At 66.5% G+C, this 21,185-nt stretch carries 14 protein-coding genes; 3 read left to right on the top strand and 11 right to left on the bottom strand.

Features of this window, described 5'->3' with window-relative positions; genetic code table 11:
- Positions 1 to 63: 63 nt before the first annotated feature.
- The gene (gene pbpC, locus BUA26_RS08335) at positions 64 to 2,457 is read left to right on the top strand and encodes a penicillin-binding protein 1C (protein WP_072759450.1); all 2,394 of its coding nucleotides are present in this window, start codon (positions 64 to 66) and stop codon (positions 2,455 to 2,457) included.
- 57 nt (positions 2,458 to 2,514) lie between these two features.
- Here the strand turns inward: pbpC and BUA26_RS08330 are convergent, their stop codons facing one another.
- The 10 genes from BUA26_RS08330 to BUA26_RS08285 form a co-directional block, all read right to left on the bottom strand.
- Positions 2,515 to 3,726 (bottom strand): CaiB/BaiF CoA transferase family protein, encoded by a 1,212-nt coding sequence (locus BUA26_RS08330; RefSeq protein ID WP_072760201.1) that lies wholly within the window; start codon positions 3,724 to 3,726, stop codon positions 2,515 to 2,517.
- A 126-nt stretch (positions 3,727 to 3,852) separates the two neighbouring features.
- Positions 3,853 to 5,688: a glycoside hydrolase family 127 protein gene (locus BUA26_RS08325; protein WP_072759448.1), complete on the bottom strand. Its 1,836-nt coding sequence runs from the start codon at positions 5,686 to 5,688 to the stop codon at positions 3,853 to 3,855.
- Entirely contained in the window at positions 5,688 to 7,895 is a 2,208-nt protein-coding gene (locus tag BUA26_RS08320; protein ID WP_083572924.1) for a formylglycine-generating enzyme family protein, read from the bottom strand. Before BUA26_RS08320 ends, BUA26_RS08325 begins: the two co-directional genes overlap by 1 nt.
- 46 nt (positions 7,896 to 7,941) lie before the next feature.
- The gene (locus BUA26_RS08315) at positions 7,942 to 8,889 is read right to left on the bottom strand and encodes a ribokinase (RefSeq protein ID WP_072759446.1); all 948 of its coding nucleotides are present in this window, start codon (positions 8,887 to 8,889) and stop codon (positions 7,942 to 7,944) included.
- Positions 8,886 to 10,202 (bottom strand): serine hydrolase domain-containing protein, encoded by a 1,317-nt coding sequence (locus tag BUA26_RS08310; protein WP_072759444.1) that lies wholly within the window; start codon positions 10,200 to 10,202, stop codon positions 8,886 to 8,888. The genes BUA26_RS08315 and BUA26_RS08310 overlap by 4 nt, the downstream gene beginning before the upstream one ends.
- A 71-nt stretch (positions 10,203 to 10,273) precedes the next feature.
- Positions 10,274 to 12,532: a TonB-dependent receptor gene (locus BUA26_RS08305; protein ID WP_072759442.1), complete on the bottom strand. Its 2,259-nt coding sequence runs from the start codon at positions 12,530 to 12,532 to the stop codon at positions 10,274 to 10,276.
- A gap of 314 nt (positions 12,533 to 12,846) precedes the next feature.
- Positions 12,847 to 13,728 carry a LysR family transcriptional regulator gene (locus BUA26_RS08300; protein ID WP_072759440.1) on the bottom strand — a complete coding sequence of 294 codons (882 nt, stop codon included), beginning with the start codon at positions 13,726 to 13,728 and terminating at the stop codon, positions 12,847 to 12,849.
- A gap of 164 nt (positions 13,729 to 13,892) precedes the next feature.
- Complete coding sequence (locus BUA26_RS08295) at positions 13,893 to 16,277, bottom strand: sodium:solute symporter family protein (RefSeq protein WP_255368209.1); 2,385 nt, start codon at positions 16,275 to 16,277, stop codon at positions 13,893 to 13,895.
- 35 nt (positions 16,278 to 16,312) lie between these two features.
- Positions 16,313 to 17,173 (bottom strand): HpcH/HpaI aldolase/citrate lyase family protein, encoded by an 861-nt coding sequence (locus tag BUA26_RS08290; RefSeq protein WP_072759436.1) that lies wholly within the window; start codon positions 17,171 to 17,173, stop codon positions 16,313 to 16,315.
- 196 nt (positions 17,174 to 17,369) lie between these two features.
- Entirely contained in the window at positions 17,370 to 18,152 is a 783-nt protein-coding gene (locus BUA26_RS08285) for an IclR family transcriptional regulator (RefSeq protein WP_072759434.1), read from the bottom strand.
- Positions 18,153 to 18,364: 212 nt separating this feature from the next.
- Here BUA26_RS08285 and fucP point away from each other — a divergent pair, with 212 nt between their 5' ends.
- Both fucP and BUA26_RS08275 read left to right on the top strand, forming a co-directional pair.
- Complete coding sequence (gene fucP, locus BUA26_RS08280) at positions 18,365 to 19,669, top strand: L-fucose:H+ symporter permease (protein ID WP_072759432.1); 1,305 nt, start codon at positions 18,365 to 18,367, stop codon at positions 19,667 to 19,669.
- Position 19,670: 1 nt separating this feature from the next.
- A complete protein-coding gene (locus tag BUA26_RS08275; RefSeq protein WP_072759430.1) occupies positions 19,671 to 20,030 on the top strand; it encodes an L-rhamnose mutarotase in 360 nt (119 codons plus the stop codon).
- A gap of 7 nt (positions 20,031 to 20,037) precedes the next feature.
- Here the strand turns inward: BUA26_RS08275 and BUA26_RS08270 are convergent, their stop codons facing one another.
- Positions 20,038 to 21,183 carry an alpha-hydroxy acid oxidase gene (locus tag BUA26_RS08270; protein ID WP_072759428.1) on the bottom strand — a complete coding sequence of 382 codons (1,146 nt, stop codon included), beginning with the start codon at positions 21,181 to 21,183 and terminating at the stop codon, positions 20,038 to 20,040.
- Positions 21,184 to 21,185: the final 2 nt, after the last annotated feature.

Below are 21,185 nucleotides of genomic sequence, written 5' to 3'. Positions count from 1 at the left end.
GCACGAAGCATCGGCGCGGACAACTGTCCGCGCCGATGCGCCACCTCATTCGTCCCGAGCGTCATGACCACGGCCACTCCTACTTCCGCGCCCGGGTCACCGCGCCGTCATCGGCGGCGTTGGCTGCGTGCCGGCGTCATGACGCTGGCGGCACTGCTGCTGATCGCGTTGCTGCTCGACCGCCTGTTCCCGTTGCACCTGCCCGCGCCCGATACAGGCAGCACGGTGGTGCTGGCACGTGACGGCACGCCGCTGCGCGCGTTCGCCGACAGCGATGGCGTGTGGCGCTATCCGACTACCGCGAAGCGGGTTTCGCCGCTGTATCTCGCGGCGCTGCTGCACTACGAGGACCGCTGGTTCTACCGGCATCCCGGCGTCAATCCGTATGCGTTGATGCGCGGCCTCGCCGGCGGACTGCGGCATGGGCATATCGTATCGGGCGGCTCGACCCTGACCATGCAGGTGGCGCGGATCATCGAGCCCGGCCCTGATGGGTTCCGTCCCCACACGTTCGGCGGCAAGCTCGTGCAGATCTTCCGTGCGCTGCAGCTGGAGGCGCATCTGAGCAAGCCGCAGATCCTGGACCTGTATCTCAACCACGCGCCGTTTGGTGGCCCGATCGAAGGTGTCGAGGCGGCCTCGTGGGCGTACCTGGGCAAGCCGGCCAGCCAGCTCTCGCGTGCCGAAGCGGCGTTGCTGGCGGTGTTGCCGCAGTCGCCCAGCCGGCTGCGTCCGGATCGCCGTCCCGAGGCCGCGCGCGCCGCACGCGACAAGGTGCTCAAGCGCATGCGCGATCTCGGCATATGGAGCGCCGCGCAGGTGCGCGACGCGGCGGTCGAGCCGGTGGTCGCGCGTTCGCTGCGCGCGCCGTTGTCTGCCGCGCTGCTGGCCGAGCGCCTGCATCAGCAACAGCCGCAGGCGCGGCGCATCGCCAGCACTATCGATGCGGACCTGCAGCGGGCCGCCGAGGACAGGGTCACCGCGTACCTGTCGCGGTTGCCGGCGCGCACTTCGGCCGCCGTGCTGGTGGTCGACAACGCCACGCTGGAGGCGCGCATCTACGTCGGCACCGCCGAGTTCGCCGATCCGGTCAGACTGGGCCACGTCGACATGGTGCGCGCGCCGCGTTCGCCCGGCTCGACGCTGAAGCCGTTCCTGTACGGTCTTGCGCTGGACGACGGATTGATCACTTCGCAGAGCCTGCTGGTCGACGCGCCGCAGGATTTCGGCGGCTACAAGCCGGGCAATTTCGACGAGGCGTTCAGCGGCCCGGTCAGTGTGGCCGAGGCCTTGCAGCGTTCGCTCAACGTGCCGGCGGTGGATGTGCTCGACCGGGTCGGCCCGGCCCGCTTCATGGCACGGCTGGCCAACGGCGGTGTCGACCTGGGCTTGCCCGACGGCGCAAAGCCGAATCTCGCTATCATCCTCGGTGGCGCCGCCACGCGGCTGGAAAACCTGGTCGGCGCGTACACCGCGTTCGCGAACGGCGGCATTGCCGGCACGCCGCGCTACACGCTGGAGCAACCGGCGCAGCCACGCCGGCTGCTGTCGTCCGGCGCGGCATGGATCATCCGCGACATCCTCGCCAGCAACCCGGCCGACGTCGAAGGCGCGCCGCTGGCCGGTGCCATCGACCGCCACGATTCGGTGGCATGGAAGACCGGCACCAGCTACGGCTACCGCGATGCGTGGGCGATCGGCGTCATCGATCGCTGGACCGTCGGCGTATGGATCGGCCGTCCGGACGGCACGCCATCACCCGGCCAGTACGGCGCGGTGACCGCGCTGCCGCTGCTGTTCCAGATCGTCGACATCCTGCCGCAACGTGGCGGTCGCCCGCATGCGGCGCAGCCGGCCAGCGTGCGTGCGGTCGACATCTGCTGGCCGCTCGGCGGCGCGTTCGATGCCACCGCGCCGGCCCAGTGCCGTCAGCGCCGCGCGGCATGGGTACTCGACGGCGCGCTGCCGCCCACGTTTGCCGAACGCGACTTGGGTGCATGGGCTGCCGGCCTGGTCACCTTGCGCGTCAACGGCAAGGGCCAACGCCTTAGCGGTGCCTGTCATGCAAATCACGAGCGCACGCTGCAACTCGCACGCTGGCCCGCCCTCGCCACGCCATGGCTGAGCGTGGACGACCGCGCCAGCTCGGCGTTGCCGCCACTCGCACCGGGTTGTGCCGCCGATTCGCTGGACGTCGCCAGCCCGATCCGCATCGCCGGCCTCAGCAACGGCACCAGCCTGCGCCGCGCACCGCACAGCGATCAGCCGTTGCGCGTCACCTTGCAGGCACTGGGCGCACAGGGCACCGTGCAATGGCTGCTCGATGGTCGCCTGCAAGGTACCAGCGAGAGCGCGGCGTCACTGACACTGACGTTGGCTCAATCGGGCAGGCATACCGTGACCGCACTCACCCGCGAGGGTGCCTTCAGTTCACTGCAGCTCAATGTCGCCGACTGAGCGGATCGGCGCCGGCGCGTGTATCGGTGCGCGTGCAGTGGCGGTCTTCAGCGGCACTCAGCGCTTCGCATGGCGGCGTGGCCCGAATGCCATACCCGGCCCCGACTCGATCGCGGCGATCACGCTTTCGGTGTTCTGACCGAGCACCGGTGCAGCGAAGGGCGCGGGGCCCGGGGTGCGTCCGAACCTGATCGACTGCGCCACGCCGCGGTAGCGCCCCACCACCGGATGTTCGAAAGTATCGATGATGCCCTGGGCCTGTACCTGCGGATGATCGAACATGTCCTCGATCTGGCGTGCGGCGGCGCATGGCACCTCGTCGCCGAAGATGGCCTCCCATTCCAGCGCAGTATGCGCAGCCAGGGCCTCATGGAGTTTCGGCACGATCTCCGAGAAATGCTGCGCGCGCTTGCGCACGGTGTCGTAGCGTGGGTCGTCGGCGAGTGCGGTGAGGCCGGTTTTTTCGCACAGCGCTTTCCAGAAGCGCGGGGTGTTGGCGGAGATGTAGATGTAGCCCGCACGCGCCGGATGGATGCCGGTGACGCCGCCGGAACGCATGTCGCGGCCGATGTCGAGCGATTCGCCCTCTGCCCAGATCATCCGCGCCGATTGCATGGTCAGCGCCGCGCGCAATAGCGACACCCCGACGAACTGGCCCAGTCCGCTGCGCTCGCGTTCGTACAGCGCCGACGACACGCCGGCGGCCAGCAGCGCCGCAGCGTAGTAGTCGACCACCGACCCGTAGATGATCTCCGGCGCACCGTCCCGCTTGCCCTGCAGCGTGCACATGCCGGTCATGGTCTGCAGCACCTGGTCGTAGCCGGCCTTGTCCTTCATCGGACCGGTTTCGCCATAGCCGGTGATGGCGCAATAGATCAGCCGCGGATTGACCAGGTTGAGGCTGTCGTGGTCGATGCCCAGGCGCTTCGGCACGCCGGGCCGAAAGTTGTGCACGAGCACGTCGGCATCGCGGACCAGCTTGAGCAGGGCCGCGTGATCCTCGGTGCGCTTGAGATCGAGCACGATGCCGCGCTTGCTGCGGTTGACGCCGAGAAAGGCGCGGCTTTCACTGGGCAGCGTCGACGGATACTGGCGCAGGTTGTCGCCGTCGGGCGGTTCCACCTTGATCACGTCGGCCCCCTGGTCGGCCAGCAGCGAGCAGGCGTAGGGGCCGGCGATATACGCACTCAGGTCGAGCACGCGCACGCCCTCCAGCGGGCCGGCCGGACCATCGCGGTCGGCTTTCGATTCAGGCGGGGAGATATCCATGCGCAGCGCATCCACGAAGGTTCGTCTTCATTGCCGGAATCACTTTGCACCATGCACCGGTGAAGAAACAGGCGCGGTGGATATGTTCTGGCGCCACAATTTCTTGGGTGACGAAGCGCGCCGGCATCACGGCGACGGCTCCGGCGCCAGCTGCAGCCAGGTCAGGCGCCACGCGCCATCGGCACGTCCGTCCGCCCCGAAATACGGGGTGAACACCAGCGGTGCGCGGTATCCCGGGTCCAGCAGGATGCGCGGAACGCCGTCCTCCTGCACGGGCAACAAGCTCAGCCAGGTGTCTTGCGCCGCAACGGGCAGGCGCAGCGTTTCCTCGATCTTGAACCCGTCGATCAGCCCGGTCGCGTAGACCAGTGGTCCACAGGTGACGGCGGCGTAGTCGAAGCGCAGCACCTGCTGACGCACGTCGCTGCCGTCCGGCGCCAGCGACTCCTGCACGTTGCGATTCACCGCACGATGCAGCACTGGGCGCATCGGGAATCGCGCCACGATCTCGTCACCGTCGTGCCATTCGCGCTCGATCGACGCGTACTGGCCGGGCACCGCCGCGACGCCGGCATCCTCGTCGCCGATGGCCAGCGTCGCGCCGTCGGCCCAGGTCGGAATGCGCAGCCTCAGCGCGAAACGTGCCGTGAATTCGACCGAAATACGCAAGCGGATATCGCCGGGATACGGATATGCGGTGTGTTGCGCTATGCGTACCTCGCCCGCACTGGCCAGCGTGAAACGTGCTTCGCATGGCCCGTAGATGTGGATGGCTATGTCGCTCTTGCCGTCGAACGTGCAGGCGAGTGCGGCCAACTCCTCCAGCGCCATGGCACCGCTGGATTTGCAGCAGCGCCAGTAGGTGGTGTGCACGCGGCGACCATTGGGAAAAACGTAGTAGCACCAGTCCTCGCCGTCGGGCGCCTGCGCGCCGAGCAGGTCGTTGTAGGCGCTGCGTTCGATCTCCTCGGCGTAGATCGCCTCGCCGGTAAGGGCGAGCAGCTCGCGATTCAACTGGATCCAGGACAGCGTCGAACAGGTTTCGACATAGCCATACGGACTGAATACGCCGGGCGGATTGAACACTTCGCGCGAGCGATGCGCCACGCCACCCCAGGGGCCGCCGCCCAAGGTGAGATGGTGGTCGCGGATGCTGCGCCATAGATGATCCACCGCATGCCGGTAGTCCGCGTTGCCGGTCGCCTTGTGCAGCTTGGCCAGGCCGACCAGATTCCATTCGAGCTGGTACGCCTTGCCGGTCGCGATGCCCGCCGCGTCGACGCCGGCCAGGGCGCGCGGCAGCAATGCGAGCTCGCGCTGTTCGTTCGCCTGTTGCAGCACGCGCTGGGCGAGCTCGAGGTAGCGCTGCTCGCCGGTGGCGAAGTAAAGCTCGACCGCGGGATCCATCAGCACCGTCGCCGACATGCCGTGATGGTTGCCCAGTTCGGTGATGTCGATGCCGCCTTCGTGCAGCGTGCGCCAGCACAGGTCGCCGATCCGGCGCGCCGCGTCGAGGTAGCGCGGTTCCGGGAAGTGCCGATGCACTTCGAGCAGGCCGAGGATCAGGTACGCATGCGTCCAGATGTCCCAGGTGCGTACGCTGGGCGCGCCGTCCCAGCTGCCGGGCTTTGGGGGCTGCGGGCACATGAAGCGATGATCCGGCGCATAGGTGCCCAGATAGCCGTCGTCCTCCTGGATGGAGACGAGATAGTCGGCGACCCGCCGCAGTCGCGCGCGCAGGTCCGTATCGCCGCTGCGCGCGGCGGCTCTTGCGGCGGCATACAACCACTTGCCTGCATGTTCGCCGTACCAGTCACCTTCGCGGTTGTGCTGGCGCCGCTCGGGTGCGAACAAGGCGATCGCCGGGCTGTGCTCGTCGACGATGAAGTGCGCAAGACGGCCGTGCAGATTGGCGTCCAGCGCATCGCCGAGCAGGCCTTGCAGGCGGGTCGTCGGACCCATCAGACGGCATCCACGACGCAGCGGAAGCCGACGCAGCCGGAGCGATCCTTGCACGGTGCCATCAACAGGTACTTGCCGTGCTGGTCGAGCCGATGCGCCTGCGGGAAATACCAATGCGAGGTCTGCGGTTGATAGCTGCTGCCGCCGCGCAGGATCGCTGCGCGGGTGTGTTCGTCGACGTACTCGTCGGTCCACTGCCAGACATTGCCGACCAGATCCAGCACGCCGAACGGACTGGCGGCGTCGGTATGCGCATCGACATCGTCAGGTGCGCGCAACCGGCGTCCGCGATGCGTCGCCGGCACCATCGCCTCGTTCCAGTCGTTACCCCATGGGTAGCGCCGGCCGTCGCTGCCTTGCGCGGCGTACTGCCATTCCCATTCGCGCGGCAGCCGTTTGCCGGCCCACTGTGCATAGGCGCGGGCGTCCTCGATCGACACCCAGGTCACTGGCTTGTTGTCCCAGCCGGCCGGCGGCGCGCCGTTTCGCCAGTGGCGCAGGAAATGGTGCGGGTCGTGCGGACGCCAGCCGCTGGCGTCGAGGAAGGCGCGGTACTGCGCATTGGTCACCGGCGTGCGGTCGATGTGGAAGGTTTGCAACGCCATGCGCCGGCGATGGCCGCGGCGCGCGCTGTCCTCCCAGGGATACTGCACGTCCACGCCGGCCCAGGTCTGTCCCTCGATCTCGACACCGCCGACCACGAAATCGAATTCGCCGGCGGGAATGGTGACCATCCCCGGCGGCGCTTCCGCCACGGCCCGGGTGTTTTCGATAGAAACAAGCTGCTGCGGCAGCGAGCGCCACTGATTCGACAACGATTGCAGCGGCACGGCGGCAAGCGCCTGCATCTGGGCGAGAAAGTCGTCCAGGCCATCGGCGTGGGAGCCGTCGTTCACCGCAAGCAGGGCGCCGAAGCCATGCGCCTCGATGGCGAAGTCGAAGATGGCCAGATCGCCGGCCACGCGCGGCTGCAATGCCACGCCGTGCCACACGTCGTAGTAGCGCGTGCCATCGCGATGCGGCACGGCAAGCTGCTCGCCGGCCACATTGTACTCGTTGCGGTTGACCAGCGTCCATAACACGAGGCCGTCGGACGGGAAGCGGCTGGCGAACACGCCGGCCTGCAAGGTGCGCACGTACGGCCGCCAGTCCATGCTGACCATCAGCGGCGCGAACCGGCGCTCGATCATGGCGATGCGGCGCAACGCTTCCGCATCGCGCGGCGTGAACTGGTTCCAGATGCCCCAGACGTTTTCCCAGGCGTTGTAGCCGATGCCGTTGAAGAAGATGTATTGCAGGTCGTGGTTGCGGTCGCGGCCCCAGCGGTTCTCGTAGTTGATCATGTGGCGCGGTTCCAGCCACTTGAACTTGGCCACCGGCGGAATGACCTCGTTCGGCGCCTTCTTGCCCCAGCTCTGCACATTCCAGATCAGCTGTTCCTCGGCGCTGATGGTGGATTCGGGCTGTACCACCACCGGGCAGGCTAGCGCGTCGCAAGCGTCGAAGAACGCGCGCGGTACGCCGTTATAAGTGTCGCCGTTGATGCCGTCGGCACCGGCCGCCTTGACCAGTTGCGCCATCGCCTGCCAGTCGTTCTGCTCCGGCTCGCGCGTGCCGTTGTCCCACGGCATCGTGGGCAGGAACACGCGCACGCCGCGACGGTGGAAATCCGCGACCGCGCCGCGCAGGCCATCGAGGCCGCCGGGCAGGTCGTGCGCCAGGTCGGTCTTGTTGCGGTCGTCGATGCCGATGTTGGGATAGACGAACCAGATCAGCACGCTGTCGATGCCGCCGAAGCGCGCCTCGAGATCGTCGAGGTAACGGTCGACGGTGTAGCGGCCGGTAAGCGGGTCGTGGAAGTAGCGGTCCTCGACCATCATCTGCGCGTGCACGAAGTTGCGCTGCGCCCACTGCAATGCCGGTCGGCGGTAGTTGGCGTCGTCGTAGCCGATACGGGTGAGGTGCTCGCGCCGCCAGTCGGTCAGCTCGGCGATCCAGTCGTCCGCGCTGCCGTCGACATCCATCTTCCAGTGGCCGATCTCGGCGAACGGCCAGCCCGGCGCCTTGCCGGGCACAGGCAGATAGCGGCCGGTGGTGACGTGGGAAAACTTGTATTCGGTTTTCACGCGTGGCGTGGCGTCGCCGTTCGCATCGTCGCCTGGGGGGTCGGCGCGGAGATCGGCGCGGTGATCAGGTGGAGTTTTCATGGCGTGGCGTGGGACTCGGATGGAAGACTCGTATGGAAGCGGGGAATCAGGCGAGGCGGCAATACGCGGCGAGGTCGTCGATGGCGCCGGGCTCGCGCTCGGCCGCAAGCAGGCGTTCGACCTCGTCGTATGAGGGTACGCCAGCTTGGGCGCCCAGCCGCGTGCAGGCCAGCGCCGAGGCCGCACAGGCGCGTCGCAGTGCCGTCGCAAAGGGCATGCCGCGGCTGAGCGCGGCAACCAGTGCGCCGCAGAAGGTATCGCCAGCGCCGGTCGTGTCCAGCGCCTGGATCGCGAATGCCGGCTGCAGCAGCTGTTGCGTCCCGATGCGTGCGCAGCATCCGCGTGCACCCAGCGTCACCACCACGCAGGCGACCTCCAACGCGGCCATGGCCCGGCCGATATCGCCTTGCACGCCGGTCAACGCAGCCAGTTCGCCTTCATTGACGATGAGGATGTCGACAGCCGCCAGCAGATTCGGGGGCAGTGTCCGTGCCGGTGCGGCATTCAGCACGACGGCGGCTCCGGCGTCTCGCGCGGTGCGCGCCCACGCCTCGACGCTAGCTAGCGGCGTTTCCAGTTGCAGCAGCAGATGCGTGATGCCGGCCAGCGACGGCAGGTGATCCGGGCGCAGCCGGCTATTGGCACCCGGCGCAACGGTGATGGCGTTCTCGCCGGTGTCGGACAGGCAGACGAAGGCGACGCCGGTCGGCTCGTCGTGCACCAGCACGATGTCCAGATCGACGCCGGCATCGCGCAAGGATGCCTCCAGCGGCAAGGCGTTGGCATCGTCACCGAGCGCCAGCAGCAGTCGCGTGGAGGCGCCGCCTGCACGGGCGCAGGCCACCGCCTGGTTGGCGCCTTTGCCGCCGGGGAAGGTGTCGAACGCACGTCCGAGCACGGTCTCACCCGGGGCGGGCACATGTGCCGCACGCACCACGAAGTCCAGGTTGGCCGATCCCGCCACCAGAACGCTGCCGCGCCGCAGTATCGTCATTGCAAAGCCTGGTAGACGAGGTCGTAGAAGTTGCGGCTGATCCGCGGCAAGTCTTTGCCGCCATCGTCGCGCGGCAGGTGCTGCAGCATCAGGATCGCCACTAGATGCTCGTGCGGATCGATGGTGTAGTAGGTCGATGCGGCGCCGGTCCAGCCGAACTGTCCCAGTGAACCGAGCTGGCCGCGCCCTGCCGCATCGATCACCACGTAGCCGCCAATGCCGAACCCTTCGGCATCGCTGAATTGCGTGACCGGTGGATCGAGCATGCCGAGGTGGTTGCGCATCATCAGTTCCACCGTCTTGCGGCCCAGTAGTCGGTGCCCGTCCAGCGTGCCGCCGTCGAGCAGCATCTGCGCGAAGCGGGCGTAATCGCCCGCGGTCGAATACAGGCCGCCTGCGCCGCTGGTATACGCGTTGAGCGGCTGGCCCGGATGCGCCGCACTGGGACCGTCCGCGATCGCCAGTCTGCCGTCCTTGTCCATCGTGGTGATGTCCACCACGCGCGAGCGCTGCGCCGGCGGTACGCTGAAGCCGGTGTCGCGCATCCGCAGCGGGTCGAAGATGCGCTGCTGCAGGAAGCGGTCGAACGTTTGCCCCGAAACCACTTCGACCACGCGCGCCATCAGTTCCAGCGATGCACCGTCGTAACCGAAACGCGTGCCGGGGTCGGCGGCCAGCGGTACGTGGCTCATGCGTTCGGCGAAGTCGCGCAGGTCGGTGGCGCCGTGCGGGTCGATGCGTTCCATCAGCTTGACGGCCTGCAGGTCGCCGTTGAGGCCGGCCGGATAACCGGCGGTATGCGTGAGCAGCGCATGCAAGGTCACCGGCTTGTCCGCCGGTCGCAGTTTCGGCGCGTCGGCGGTGCCGCCCACCAGCACCTGCGGATGGTCGAAGCCGGGCAGGTAGCGCGATACCGGATCCTCCAGCGTGATCCTGCCTTCTTCCACCAGCATCATCACCGCGACCGACGTCACCGTCTTGGTCATCGAGTAGATGCGGAAGATCGCGTCCTTGCGCATCGGGTCGCTGCGCCCGAGATCGCGATATCCATACGCCTGCCAGTCCACCAGCCTGCCGTTGCGCAGCACCAGCGAAACACCGCCGAGATAGCCTTTCGCATCGGTGGCCTGGCGCATGTAGTCATGCAAGCGCTGCAGGCGTGCCGGCGACACGCCTTGCGATTCGGGGCTGCTCGCCGGCAGCGGCGATGTCGCCACTGCCGCCCATGGCAACGCTATCCACAGCAGCACCGTCGCCAGCATCTTGAAGCTAACCATGTTGCCGTGAACCTTGCTGCCGCGAATATCGATCATCGGTAGTCCTCGCCGCGGTCGCGACGCCATGGGGAGGCGAGGCGTCGCGACCGGTATGCGTCACGTCGGGATCAGAACGTGATCGTATACGTCAGCGAGATCATGCGGCCGCGACCGGCCCAGTAGTTCTGATAGCCGGCAAGCTGCGACCAGCTCAGGATGTATTGCTTGTCGAACAGGTTTTCGACACCGAGCGACAATTTGCCGTAGCGCGCCATGTCGTAGTTCACACCCAGATCGAAGAGCGTGTAGCCGTGGGTCTGTTCGCTGTAGCTGTAGGTCTTGCTGTCGTAGGCACGCCTGTCGCTGCCGGAGACGTGACGGCCGAACAGCGAGGTGAAGCCCAGCGTGGCATCCGCATTCGGCAGGAATTTCCAGGTGACCGCGGCGGCGAACTTGTCCGGGTTGATGTCGAGAACGCCCAGCGGCTTGTTGAGGCCACCCGCCGGATACCTTCCGGCCGAGTCGGCGGACCAGAACGAGGTCTTGCCGGTGATGTGCGAGTACAGCCCGGTGACCTTCCACTGCTCGTCGAAGCGCCATTCGGCGGTGGCTTCCGTGCCCTCGATACGCACCGGCGCGCGCGACAGGATGAAGTCGTTGGTCTTCGGATCGATCGCCAGCGAGGCGCCGAACGGCGACTTGGAGATGTAATGGGTGGCGCCGAATGACCCATGCTCGCCACGCCAGTTGAAGCCGACTTCATCGTTCTTGTAGATGATCGCGGCAAGGTCCTTGATGCGGCTGACGGACTGTCCCGGCACATTGATGTTGCGCAGCGGAATGCCGATGTTGGGCAGCGTGAAACCTTCGCTGTAGGCAGCATAGACCGACCATTCGTCGCCGATGCGCCAGATCGCGCCGAGGTTCTTCAGGTTCTGGGTGTACTTCACGCCGCCGCCCTGCACGAACACGCGGTTGTTGTAATAGGTCGAGGTGTAGCTGTTGACGGTGAGCTTGTCATCCTCGCGCCGGTAGCCGCCGCTGAGGGTGACCGGTCCGATGTCCCAGGACAGCTGGGCGTAGGGTGCGGTGCTCTTGTAGTTCATCGGCGGCACCCACAGGCGGTTGGTCAGCGCGAGCCGCTGCTGCGCCTGGTCCTTGCCGAAGTCGATACCGGTATGCAGTTCCAGCCCTTCCACGTTGAACAGGTCCGAACGCGTCCAGGAGGTACGTAGGCCTTTCTTGTGCGAGTCGATTTCCGACTGCTCGTACAGCGTGCCCAGCGGTGCGAACAGCGGGTCCTGCTTCGCAGGGTCGAGCTCGGGCAGGTAGCGCATCGCCTGGTCGGCCTTGTAGGCGTTGATGTCCAGCGAGCCGCCGAAGAAGTTGCTGTGGCTGTACTCCACGCTGTATTGCTTGAAGTCGTTGAACGCATCCTTGGAGCCGAAGATGTGGCCTTTTTCGGAGGTGTTGGTGCGCGGCACGGCGCACGGCGGGTTGTCGTCCGGGCCGCGGCAGCCCAATACCTGGATGTAGTTGCCCTTGCCCTCGATCTTGAAGCGGCTGTAGGTCGCCTGCAGGCGCTGCGTGTCGCCCTCGCCGAAGTTGACGCCGCCCTTGAGGAACAGGTTCTTCGAGGTGGAGTCGGCCAGCGAGCCGCTGGTGTTCATGCCGATGCGGCGTCCGTTGCCGTCGTAGGAAATGCCGCGGTCGATGTACGACGCGGCGAGCAGCAGATCGTATGCATCCTGTTTGTGCGCGAAGGTGAGGCCCGTCTTCCAACCCTCGCTGTCGGAATGGTTCTGGGTCTGGTAGCGCGTGGTGAAGGTGGTTTCGTTGCCTTCCTTGGTGGGTACTTTGGAAATGTAGTTGATGATGCCGCCGGCGGCGCCGATACCTTCGGAGGCGGACGGGCCGTTGATCACCTCGACGCGGCCGATGATGCCCATGTCGGTGAAGGTGCCGTTGCGGGTACCCTCGCGCAGCGGCGAACCCTGCGGAATGCCATCGAACAGGCGCAACGGGATGCGCCCACGCAACGTCTCGCCGGTATTGCTCATCGCCTGCGAGGATTCGGCATAGCCGGGCACCGTCCGCGCCAACACCGCCGTCGCGTCTTCCGTGACCAGCAAGGTGTGCTGGATTTCTTCCTTGGACACCACCGTGATCGCACCCGGAATCTCGTCGACCGCCTTCGGGCTGCGCGTGCCGGTGACGATGACCTGGCCCAGGTTGACGGCCTTGTCTTTCTTCTTGGCGTCTTTCGAGTTGGCGTCTTGCGCGGTGCTGGTGTCGTTGGCGGGCGGGGTGTCCTGCGCGTGCGCGCTGCCTGCGATGGCGTAGATGAGCAGGATGCTGCTGATCGCTGCAGAAAGTGGCTTGATCATGTCGTGTCTCGTTGTTGTGCTTGGTGGCGGCGGGCTGGCCGAGATGGCGTACCCGGTGCATATCTCTGTGACGCATCAGGAACGATGCAGTCGGTCTCATCCACGCATGACGCCGCTCCCCCGGAGTCGTGAAAGTCCTGGTCCCCTTTTCGAGCGAGCCTATGCGCTTCGCTGCGCGGGTAGAACCGTCGCGGACTATGTTCAGAGACTAGTTTTTGTTGCTTACGAAGCAGGCAAAAGTTGCCGCATCGCAGCATCGACGTGCACGCGGGTACCGTCTTGTCAGTCGTGCAGCGGGCAGGCGGTACGCGGACTCAGCGTTGGCGGTCCAGCATCGCCTTGCGGCTTTCCTGCAGCAGTACGGTGACCAGGCGCACGCGCACGCTCGAACGCGACCAGACGATGCCGATGCGGCGCGGTACCGTGGGGTTCGGCAGCGGTATGCGTGCCAGCTGCAAGCCCTCCGGCCAGGGGCGTGCCCAGTCGGGCACCAGCGAGACGCCGAGTCCGCGATCGACCATCACGGCGATCGCATTGAGCGCGTTCAGTTCGAAGCGCTCGCGTGGAACGATGCCTCTGGCGCGCAGGTACTCGTCGGCCTGGCGGCCGCCCCACTGGTTGCGGTCGTAGCGGATCAGCGGCTGCGTCGCGAGCAGCACGTGCGGATCCTCGTTGGCCATGCTCTTCGGCGCCAGCACGATCAGCGGTTCCTCGCGCAGCAGCAGCCATTCGCAGGTCTTGGGCAGCGGAAACGGCGCCTGCAGCACCACTGCCGCATCGAGATCGCCGGCCTCCACCGCGCGATAGAGGTCCGCCGAATAGCCCGGCTTGATGAAGACGTTGATCTCCGGAAACGTGTCGACCATGCGCGCCAGCACGTCGGGAAGCATGCCGGCCAGCGCGGTCGGGCACGCACCCAGGCGCAGCTCGCCGGAGACGCCGCTTTCGTTGGCTACGCTGCGCAGGTCGGCGACGTTGCGCAGCAGGTCGCGCGAGCGCTGCAGGATGCGCGAGCCTTCCTCGGTAACGCTGACCGTACGGCCGACGCGGGCGATCAAGGTGGCGCCGATCTCCCGCTCCAGCGTCCTGATCTGCTGCGCCACCGCGGCCGGCGTGATGTTCAGCACGCGCGCCGCGGCCGCCATCGAACCCTGGTCGACGATGGTGATGAAGGTATGCAGGAACTGGGTGTCCACGGGCGACTCGCTAGGCAGGTGCGGCAGGCTGCATGATGGGCCAAAAACCTCCGGTCGTGATCGCGCGCCTCGATGAGGGCTGTTTCACCGACGTCGTTCCTGCAGGCATCACGTTCGCGGCGGTTTGACGATGGCGCCGGATGGCTGCACGCGCGAATGCCGTTTCATTCATCGTGGCCGGCGCGATCGGCGTAGATGGTCAAGCCCTTCAGCGATCGTGCGGGCATGGGGAAGAACAGGCTCGCCAGGTAGCCGATCACGATGCACAGCAGGATCGAGATCGCGAGATAGAAATACGGATGCACCAGCTTGAACCACCATGCCAGCAAAGTCAGGCAGATGCTCGAACCGATGCCGATGGCGACGCCCGGCGAGTTGGCGCGGCGCGTGAACATGCCCAGCGTGTAGGCCCCGGCGAAACCGCCGCCCAGCAACCCGGCCAGTTCTATCGATACATCGAACAGCGAGTGCACGTCGAAGCGCGACAGCAGCAAGGCGAGGCCGATGCCGATCAGACCCACCGCGATCGTCATCAGCTCGGCGAAGAACACGCTCTTCTTCTGCGTGGGGTCTTTCACCAGGCGATCATAGAAGTCCACCGAGATCAGCGTCGCCACGCTGTTCATGATGCCGGACAGGGTCGCCATCGCCGCGGCGAAGATGCCCGCGATGATCAGCCCGGTCACGCCCATCGGCAGTTCCGCCGCGATGAACAGCGGAAACGTGGCATCGATCGGCAGCAGCGGATTCATCCGTTCCGGGTGCATCTTGTAGAACACGAACATCGCGGTGCCGATCATGTAGAACACGAATCCGCCCGGAATCATGATCGCCGCGAACATCCAGATCGAACGCCCGGCCTCCTTGTCCGACTTTGTCGACAAGGTCCGCTGCATCAGCACCTGATCCTTGGGAAACGTGAGCACCACGTCGAACAGCACCAGGAACAGGAAACCCCACACGGTGGCCTTGGTGAGATCGAAGCTGAAGTCGAACAGGTGCATCTTGTTCTCGGCCATCGCGGTGGACATGAATTCGCCGACGCCGCCATGCAGGCCCCAGATGATGAAGCCGATGGCGAAGATGGCGCCGCCCATCTTCACGATCACCTGCACGAAGTCGGTCCAGATCACCGCCTTCATGCCGCCCATCGCGGTGTAGATGATGGTGAAGCCGCCCATCAGGATCACGCTCCAGGCGACGCTGATGCCGGTGATGGTGGCGATCGCCAGCGCCGGCAGAAACAGGATGACGCTCATGCGGCTGCCGAGCTGGGTGAGAATGCACAGCGCACTGGCCAGCATGCGTATGCCGGGGTGGAAGCGCGTCTCCAGGTACGAGAACACCGACATCAGGTCCAGCCGGCGCAGCAGCGGCACGATCCATATCGCGACGAACATCAGCCCGAACACGGCAATCAGGTTGTTGGTGAGGTATTGCCAGTTGCTTTCGAACGCCTTGGCCGGGATCGCGATGAAGCTGATCGAGCTGGTGTTGGCGGCGTACAGGCTCACACCCGCGGCCCAGTAAGGGATGGTGCGGCCGCCGACAAAGAAGTTGGACGTGGAATTGCGTTTCTCGCGCAGATAGAAGAACAGTCCGATACCGATCATTCCCGCGAGATAGACCACGATCACGATCCAGTCCAGCCATCTCAGCAGCAGCGTGGTGGACTGCACGCGCGCATAGCCGAAGTCGATGCGTTTTCCATCAGCATCGCGTCGGGCCCAGAACATGCCGTCGGTCCAGGCGCCGGTAGCGATCACATCGGCGGGCGCTGCGCCCGGCAGCGTGGCCCAGGCACTGGTGATGGTCTGGAACGTCTTCAGTTGCGCCGGCGCATCGTCGCCTGCGCCTTCGCGCACAAGGTAGAGCGCATCCGCCTGTCCCAGCGCATGTCCGGAGCCAGGCACCAGTCGACCGGGCACGCGGCCGCGTTCGGTCCAGCCGGCGTCGGCGGTCCAGCGCAGCAGCCGCTCGGTGCCGCCGGAAACGTCGGGCACGGTAATGAATACCGCTGCGGACTGGGCGACCAGCGATGTCGGCGGTGCGGCGCCCGGCCATCCGGCGAGCGCGCTCCACTGCGGATGCTCCGCGTATGGCCGGATCTGCCAGAGATGCGCTGTTCCCGCCGCGTCGATACCCGCCACCGACAAGATGTCGCCGGACCATGCGCCACGCGCGTCGTGCAACGGAGCGGGCAGCGCTGCCAGCGGCTGCTGCTGAAGTTCGTCGTGCCGTATCCGGAGCCGTGCCACACCCGTCACGGCCCGGGTGTCCGGCGCGGTGGTCAGCAGCCAGGTTTGCGTCCCGCCTTCGATGATCCCCGCCGCGCCGGACTGCGTCGCGGGCCACGCCAGGCGAACCCAGCGATGGCCTGCGTCATCGAGGCGCCACGCCGTGGTCTCCGAGATCGCCAGCGGCTGCCCATCGACGACGGCAATGGCGCTGGGCGGCGAAGTGGTTTCCAGCGAAGGCAGCTCGCCACTGCGCACCGGAGCGAGGCTGCTGCGGGCGTGCAGCGGTGCCACGACGGTGAGCAGCATCATGCAAAGCAGCGTACGCAAGCATGGGCGCATGCGCATCAGCCGGGACGACGTGCGGCGGCGGCGAGCAACGCCTCGGCGCGCTTCAGGAACGGCAGGTCGACCATCCTGCCGTCGACCACGAAGGCGCCGCGCGATTGTGTGCGGGCTGCGTGTGCCGCTTCGACGATACGCCGCGCCGCCGCGAGTTCGGCTTCCGAGGGAGCGAAGGCCGCGTTTGCCAAAGGGACTTGCCGCGGGTGTACGCAGGACTTGCCTACGAAACCCAGTCGTCGTGCCATGCGTGCCTCCTCGGTGTAACCGGCGTCATCACCGAGTCCGGCAAAGGCACCGTCCATCGCGAACACGCCGGCCTGGGCCGCGGCCATGCGCAGGGCGAACATCGCCGCGTGCACGTTGCGCGGATCGGTGCGGTCGATGCCGTGCGGTTCGAACAGGTCGCCCAGGCCGAGCTGCAGTCCCGCGACGCGCGGATGCGCACCGGCGATGCGCGCCGCCGCAGCCAGCGCCGAAGGCGTCTCGATGTTTACCAGCAGACTGATCGGGCGATCCACGCCGTTCGCGCGTTCGGCGTCCTCGATCATCGCGACGGCGGCCAGCAAGGCCTCCGGCGATCCGACTTTGGGCAGGTTGAGCAAGGTCACGCCTGGGTGGACGACCGCGGTGAGGTCTTGCGCGAAATGCGGCGAATCCGGTGCGTTGGTGCGCACGATGATGACCTTGGCCGCTTGCGCCACGGCCGCACTGGCGACAAAGTCCGCCACGGCCTGGCGCGCCTCGCCCTTGCGCTCCTCGGCTACGGCGTCCTCCAGGTCGAACGACAGCGCATCGGCGTCGCCGGCCAGCGCCTTGGCGAACAGCTCCGGCCGCGCACCAGGCACGAACAACTTGCTACGCATGGGGCTGCCCGCCGATCGCCATACTCATCATGAGCGGCAGTGTGCGGCAAGGCATCCCGTGAATCGAGCAGGCCCGGCATGTTCAAAAGATAGATTTTCTATCTAAGGGCGCCCCGATCTTGTTCGTCATCCCCGAATCGCGAAGCGATATCCGGGAACCAACGCGACCGACCAGACGGCTGTGAAAAACCGTGCGCTACGCGGAGCCGGAGCGCGCAGGACTGCCGTATTGCAGCGCGTCCGAAATATCGGCAGCTGCCTGCTGCAGATACTCCCGTGCTGCCTCGATGCCGGTCGATGCCGAGCGGCGCTCGATGAAGGGCACCGTCAATGCGCATACGGCATGGTCATGTTCCAGGATCGGCGCGGAGAGATCGGTAACGCCATCGACCTCGCTGCTGACGTTGCTGGCGTAGCCGCGGCTGCGGATCAGCTGGACCTCTTTCAACAACTTGCGGCGGTCCAGCTTGGGCTCGTATTCGGCCATGGTGTCCAGCCAGCGCTCGCGGATTTCATCGCTTTGCCAGGCGAGCAGCACATGGCCCGATGCCGATTGCGAGAGCGGCCGGCGATGGCCGACGCGCACCACCAGGCCGACGTCGCCGGGTGGGTCGACCCGGGCGATGACCACGATCTGTTCGCGCGACGGCACCACCAGGTGGCATGCCTGATCCACCTGGTCGGCCAGCCGGTGCATGATCGGCAAGGCCGTCTCCACCGCGCTCTTCACCGGCGGCTGTTCCATGCCCAGCCGGAACAGGCGGGGCGTGATCGAATAGCCGCTGTCGCCTTCGCCGCGGCTGATGTAATCGCGCTCCTCCAGGACTTGCAGCATGCGAAAGATCTCGCCGCGCGAGCGGCCGACACCTTCTGAAATCTCGCTGATGCTGATCGGTGCCGACGCGGCGGCCAGCAGCTCGATGATGTCCAGCCCCTTGTCGAGGGCGGGGGCGCGATACTTGGGAGTGGCTTTGGGCATGAGGTTCGCCGCGATGGGACGGGATCGAGTTTGCCGCAACGACGGCAGCGTGTGCCACGGCTTGCGGAGTGTACGCAGTGTCCGGCCGGCCGGAACAGGATGTTGCGCTGCACCTTGTTATGCTAATGAATAATAAGTTCATATTTGCACGAATACATCAGCGCCGTCGCCGATCGCCGGCCGCAGCGCCAACGCCGAATCCGGAGCAAGACATGTCGCAGGCGACCACCGCCACTTTCGATGCGAGGCCCTCGGCCGCGGCATCCGCACGGCTGCTGCCGTTGATCCTGGTCGTCAGCCTGTTCTTTCTGTGGGGCGTGGCGAACAACCTCAACGACGTGCTCATCGCCCAGTTCAAGAAGGCATTCACGCTTTCCGATCTGCAGGCCGGTCTGGTCCAGAGCGCGTTCTATCTCGGCTATTTTCTGGTGGCGATTCCGGCCGGCATCTTCATGCGGCGGTTCGGCTACAAGGGCGCCATCGTCTTCGGCCTGATGCTGTATGGCATCGGCGCCTTGCTGTTCTGGCCGGCGGCGGCCTCGGCGACGTACGGCATCTTTCTGTTCGCGCTGTTCGTGATCGCCAGCGGCCTGGCCTTCCTGGAGACCTCGGCCAATCCGCTGGTGACCTTGCTCGGCCCCCCGGAAACGGCCGCGGCCCGGCTCAACCTGGCGCAGGCCTTCAATCCGCTGGGTTCGATCTCCGGCGTGCTGATCGGCCAGCTCTTCATCTTTTCCGGAATCGAACACACGCCGGAACAGCAGGCGGCGATGAGTCTTGCGGAACGGCATGCCTATCTGGTGCAGGAGGCCGCCGCCGTGCAGTGGCCTTACCTGGTGATCGGCCTGGTGGTGATCGGCTGGGCGGTGATCATCCTGCTGACCCGTTTCCCCGATACGGGCGTCGCGCCGGAGGAGCACGCGGCGACCCGCCACGGCACGCTGGGCCGGCTGCTGCGCAGCGGCCGCTTCATGGCCGCGGTAGCGGCGCAGTTCTTTTATGTCGGCGCGCAGGTGGGTGTCTGGAGCTACCTGATCCGCTACGTGCAGGCCACCGTGCCGGGCACGCCGGCGAGGAGCGCGGCCAATTTCCTCACCGCGTCGCTGGTGTGTTTCATGGTCGGCCGGTTCGCCGGTGCGGCGCTGATGAAATACCTGCAGCCGGCGCGCCTGCTCGCGACCTTCGCGACGATCAACATCGTTCTGGCGATGGTGGCGGTATTCGTGCCCGGCCCGGCCGGCGTCTATGCGCTGGTGGCGTGCAGCTTCTTCATGTCGGTGATGTATCCCACCATCTTCGCGCTCGGCGTCGAAGGCCGCGACGATGCCGAACGCAAGTTCGGTTCTGCGGTGCTGGTGATGGCCATCATCGGCGGCGCCGTGCTGACCGCGGCGATGGGAGCGACCTCGGATGTCGCCGGCATCGCGCACGCCATGCTGGTGCCGGCCGGCTGCTTTGCCATGGTCTTGCTGTTCGCCAGCCGTCATTGGGCTGGCCCGCGGCCGATGGGGCGCTGAAATGGCCCGGCTCTATTTCGCCCTCGACCTGCACGATGACCCGCAAGCCATCGCCGAATACGAGCGCTGGCATCGCTCGGAATCCATCTGGCCCGAAGTCGTCGCCTCGATACGTGCGGCCGGCATCGAGTCGATGGAGATCTTCCGCACGGGCAACCGCCTGGTCATGGCGATGGAAACCGGTGCGGGCTACGACGCGGCAAGCAAGGCGGCGGCCGATGCCGCCAACGAACGCATACAGGCCTGGGAAGCGCTGATGAACACCTTCCAGCAGCCGCTGCCGTGGGCTGTGCCAGGACAGAAGTGGGTGCCGATGACGCGCATCTTCAACCTGGCCGAGTGCGGTCCCCCGGCGGATTGATCGCGGCTCAGCTCGTCCGCAGCAGGACATCCGGCGAGATGCATCGCGCATCGCGCTGCCCCGTCAGGGCCATCGTCACGCTCAATTCGCGGCGGATGATCTCGATCGCCTGGGTCACGCCGGCCTCGCCGTTGGCGCCCAGCCCATACAGGAACGCCTTGCCGATCAGGCCGGCGCGCGCGCCTAGGGCAAGCGCCTTGAGCAAGTCCTGCCCGCTGGTGATGCCGCTGTCGAACAGCACTTCGATCCGGCCGCCGACCGCGTCGACGATCTGCGGCAATACGTCGATCGTGGCGGGCGCGCCGTCGAGCTGGCGGCCGCCGTGGTTGGAAACCACGATGGCATCCACGCCGTGCTCGGCGGCCAGACGCGCGTCCTCGGCATCCATGATGCCTTTGACGATCAGCTTGCCGGGCCACAGCTCGCGGATCCATGCCAGATCCTGCCAGCTCAGCGTGGGATCGAACTGGTTGGCGATCCACTGCGCCAGCGTGGTCAGGCTGTCGGCGCCGCCGATGCGGCCCTCCAGATTGCCGAACGAGCGGCTCGGTGCGCGCAGTACGTTCCATGCCCAGCGCGGCTTGCTGGCGATGTCGAAGAGATTGCGCAAGGTGACCTTGGGCGGCACCGCCAGGCCGTTCTTGATCTCGCGATGACGCTGTCCCTGCACGGTCAGGTCGGCGGTGAGCATCAGCGCCGAGCAGCCCGCCTCGCGCGCACGACTGATCAACTCACGCGTAAAGCCGCGGTCGCGCATCACGTAGACCTGGAACCAGAACGGCGTGTCGGTGGCGGCGCGCACCTGCTCGATCGAGCAGATCGACATGGTGCTCAGGCAGAACGGAATGCCGGCACGCGCGGCGGCGCGCGCGCCGTGGATTTCGCCGCTGCCGTGCTGCAGCCCGGTCAGCCCGGTAGGTGCGATCGCCAGCGGCATGCTGACCGGCTGGCCCACGATCTCGGTCGCCAGCGAACGGTTGTCGACATCGATCATCACGCGCTGGCGCAATCGGAGCCGCGCCAGCGCGGCCCGGTTCTCGTGCAGCGTGGACTCGTCGTACGAACCGCGGTCGGCATATTCGAAGAACGCCCGCGGCACGCGACGTCGCGCCAGCGCGCGCAGGTCCATGATGTTGGTGACGGGTTCGCTCATGT

Source organism: Rhodanobacter sp. OK091, from assembly GCF_900142825.1.
Lineage (GTDB): Bacteria > Pseudomonadota > Gammaproteobacteria > Xanthomonadales > Rhodanobacteraceae > Rhodanobacter.
This window is presented reverse-complemented; position numbering and strand designations above follow the sequence as displayed.